Raw genomic sequence first — 3,542 nt, 5'->3', positions numbered from 1 at the left:
GATCGTGAGGATCCGCAGGGATGAACGCATGGCCGTCGTGCCTCAGCTCCGCCGGGCCCGGCGACGCAGCCAGGCAAGGACGACGACGAGCATCAGGACCGCCGCGCCGCCGACCGAGGCGGCCACCACGAGTGCCGTGTCCCGGGCGGTGTTCTGCATGGCGGCGACCGGCACCAGGCTCGGCGCCGACGTGGCCGGGGCGGCGGCCGGAGAGGCCGATGCCGCCGGTGCGGGCGCCGAGGCGCCGGTGTTGACCGCCGCCACGTTCGGCAGCGCGACATACGGGAACTGCCCGCCGAACCGCTGGTCGTTCATGTCCACCTTGTCGCCGCCGGCGAGCGCGTCGACCAGCTTGCCGCTCTGGGCCGCGCCCACGACGGCCTGCAGGGAGATGTCCACCGTGTCGTCGGTGAGCCGGCGGCCGTTCGGGAAGCCCTGCAGGTCGCCGTCGAGCACGCCGAGCCGTTTCGGCGTCGCGCTGACCGGGACGCCGAGGTTGAGCCGCAGCATCTCGGACGGGCGGAACCTCTTCGGGTTGACGTCCTTGTTGTTGAGCTGCGAGTTCAGGTCGGCCTTGATCGGACCGCCCGCCTTGGTGGTGATGCCGGTCAGGTAGATCTCGACCAGGTCGTTGCGGGGCGTGGCCGGGGCGGGGATCTTGTAGATCTGCTCGATCAGCCGGGCCAGCTCGGGGTCGGTGACCCGGTTGACCAGCGCCGGGATGCCGGCGTCCTTGTCCGGTCCGATCGAGTTGAAGGCGTCCTTGAGGCCGGCCGGTGCGACCAGCTCGTTGACCAGCGGGTTGCCGAGCCGGGAGACCTGCACCCGGTCGTCGCCCAGGGTCGGCGTGCTGTCGTTCGTGATCCGGACCCGGTTGCGGTCGGTGGTGGACCAGACGCCGATCACCGGGTTGCGCTTCGCGTCGCCCTTGAGAGCCACGTCCTCGAACGGCACCTGGATGGCGATCGAGTTGACGTTGAAGCCGGCCAGGGTGTCCTGCCCCGTCCCGCTCAGGTCGGTGCCGTAGAGCAGGTCGAAGGCGCGCAGGTCGAGGAAGAACGGGTCGTCGGCCTGGCCGGCGAACAGCTTCCACCCACCCGGCAACTGGATGGTGGCCTGGTCGCGCAGGGTCTTGTAGTTCGGGAACGAGGCCGCGCCGGTCCATGAGGGCGCGACCGGGGCGTTCTTGACCCGGGTCTTGAAGGAGCCGTCGCCGAATTTCGACTCGAGGGTGTAGGTCTGCCGGAACAGCAGGTTGGGGTCGTCGAACGAGGTGACCGGGCCGTTGTTGTAGAGGAAGGTGTCGTTGCCGCGCCGGTCGTCGTTCTTGAAGGTCCAGCGGAACGTCGCGTCGGGCTTGGCGTCGCCGTCGCTGTCCACCTTGATGTTGTAGGCGGCGTCGGTGGCGAACGGGTAGAAGTTGGGCCCGCCGTTGGGCTCCTCGAACGGGATCCAGTTGGCGATGAACGTGACGTAGCCGGGCCGGTCGGGGCTGACGAACGCGTACACGTCGGTGTTGTCCGCGGCCGGGTCCGAGGCGATCAGCGGCGCCTCGCGGTGGCTGGAGGCCGACCCGGCCGACGGCCCGAGGCCGGCGACGGTCGCGCCGAGCACGAGCGCCGTGGCGCCGAACGCGAACGCGCGTCTGGAACGAGTGGTCATGACGGTCCTCTCCCAAGGTGTCCTGTGCGAGGACTTCGCTCGAGGGAGGGACTTGGATCGGTCGGAGTCGGCTTCCCGTCAGAAACCCATCCGCCGCCTCGGCGGCTGCGAATCAGGGGGATGTGCTGCTGCGCCGCACGGTGAGCACGGGGCTGAGCAATGTGGATTCGGGTACGCCGCCACCGTCCAGTTTGCGCATCAGCAGGGACACGGCCTGCCGCCCCACCTCGGCCGCCGGGATCTGCACGGAGGTCAACGGCGGCGCGGCGGCCTCGGCGACGTGATCCGGGCAGATCGCGACCACCGCGATCTCGTCCGGGACCCGGCTGCTCAGCGCGGCGAGGACGTGACCGATGGCGGCCTCGTTGTGCACGACCAGCCCGGTCACCGCCGGGTCGTCCCGGAAGAGCTGCTCCACGGCCGCGCGCGCCTCGGCCGGCGACTCGCCGCACGGGCGGGCGGTCGCGGCGATCCGATGGCGGCGGGCGGCGTCCAGGAAACCGGCCCGGGTGCGGTGGGCGAAGCCGGTGTCGCGCTGATAGACCACGGGCGGCGCGCCGAGCAGCGCGACCCGCCGGTGGCCCAGCCCCGCCAGGTGGTCGACGCACCGCGCCCCGGCCAGGTGGAAGTCGAGGTCGACGCAGGTCAGCCCGGACGGGTCGGCCGGGAATCCGATCAGGACGCTGGGTCGTTCGAGCTCGCGCAGCGTCGGCACCCGCGCGTCGGACATCTCCACATCCATGATCAGCACCCCGTCGGCCATCGCGCTGGCGGCGATCCGGCGCAGCCCGGCCGGCCCCTCGTCGGCGGTCATCAGCAGCACGTCGTGCCCGAACTGCCGCGCCGCGGTGACCACGGCGGTGACCAGCTCCATCACCACCGGCAGGTGCATCCCGGACCGCAGCGGCAGCACCATCGCGATCACGTTCGACCGGCGGCTCGCGAGGGCCCGTGCGCCGGCGTGCGGGTGATAGCCGAGCTGGCCGATGCTGGCCAGCACCCGTTGCCGGGTGGTCGCGGAGATGGCCCGCTTGCCGGACAGCACGTAGGACACCGTGCTGACCGCCACCCCGGCGTGCCGGGCCACGTCCGAGATCGTGACCATGTCGGGCCGCTTGCGCTCGACCGGCGCCGACATCAGGCCGCGTCCCAGGCGATCTCGCCGACCCGGGCCCCGGCGGTGTCCATCACCAGGAACAGGTCGTGCACGCCGTCGCCGGTCCACGGGCCGCAGACCGGCTCGAAGTCGTGGACTCCGCCGGTGAACGGCACGTCCAGGGCGGCGGCGAGCGGACCGGTCAACGGGTCGCCGAGCCGCAGCTCGAGGCGGGCGCCGCCGGTCGGCGCCGCCGCGGTCACCCGCACCCGGCGCGGCCCGGCGCCGACGTCCACACCGGTGAAACCGAGCCAGGCGCCGGGGGAGCGGGCCACCACCGCGTCGCCGGACAGCGCCGTCGCCGCGGTGAGGCGGGTGCCGTACTCCTCGTCCCGGGTGGCCGCGCTCAGCGGACCGGTCCGGCTTCCCAGCACGGAACCGCGCACCGCCAGCACCGCGGTGGCCGTGATCTCGGTGCACGACCGGCCCACCATCACCGTGTGCCGGGCGGTCTCGACGACCGGAGCGTCCCGCCCCGCGTCGTGGAACGCCAGATCCGCCGCGGCCAGCTCGAAGGTCACCGTGGCGCGGGCGCCGGGCGCGAGCCGTACCCGCTGGAAGTCTCGAAGCCGGCGCAGCGGCTGCCGCACCCTCGACCGCCGCTGCCGCGTGTAGAGCTGGACCACCTCCTCGCCTGCGCGATCCCGGGTGTTGACCACGTCGACGCTGATCCGGACGCTGCCGCCCGCCTCCACCGTGTCGGCCGAGAGACTCAGGTCGCGAT

At 72.4% G+C, this 3,542-nt stretch carries 3 protein-coding genes; all 3 read right to left on the bottom strand.

Translation table 11 applies throughout. The features are described 5' to 3' along the window. Window positions 1-42 precede the first annotated feature (42 nt). Window positions 43-1,662 (bottom strand): DUF4331 domain-containing protein, encoded by a 1,620-nt coding sequence (locus AB0M20_RS32575; protein ID WP_364304174.1) that lies wholly within the window; start codon window positions 1,660-1,662, stop codon window positions 43-45. Window positions 1,663-1,774: 112 nt separating this feature from the next. Then, a complete protein-coding gene (locus tag AB0M20_RS32570; protein ID WP_364304173.1) occupies window positions 1,775-2,800 on the bottom strand; it encodes a LacI family DNA-binding transcriptional regulator in 1,026 nt (341 codons plus the stop codon). After that, window positions 2,800-3,542, bottom strand: a 743-nt coding sequence (locus tag AB0M20_RS32565) for a fibronectin type III-like domain-contianing protein (protein WP_364304172.1), incomplete at its 5' end; no start/stop codon positions are given. The genes AB0M20_RS32565 and AB0M20_RS32570, both read right to left, overlap by 1 nt.

It is taken from the genome of Actinoplanes sp. NPDC051633, from assembly GCF_040681735.1.
Lineage (GTDB): Bacteria > Actinomycetota > Actinomycetes > Mycobacteriales > Micromonosporaceae > Actinoplanes.
Note: the sequence above shows the minus strand (reverse complement) of the source record. Positions and strands in the feature narration are given on the sequence as shown.

Excerpts from the sequence above, each read along its gene's own strand:
- AB0M20_RS32570 (WP_364304173.1), bottom strand. The coding sequence starts at position 2,800 with ATGTCGGCGCCGGTCGAGCGCAAGCGGCCCGACATGGTCACGATCTCG.
- AB0M20_RS32575 (WP_364304174.1), bottom strand. The coding sequence starts at position 1,662 with ATGACCACTCGTTCCAGACGCGCGTTCGCGTTCGGCGCCACGGCGCTC.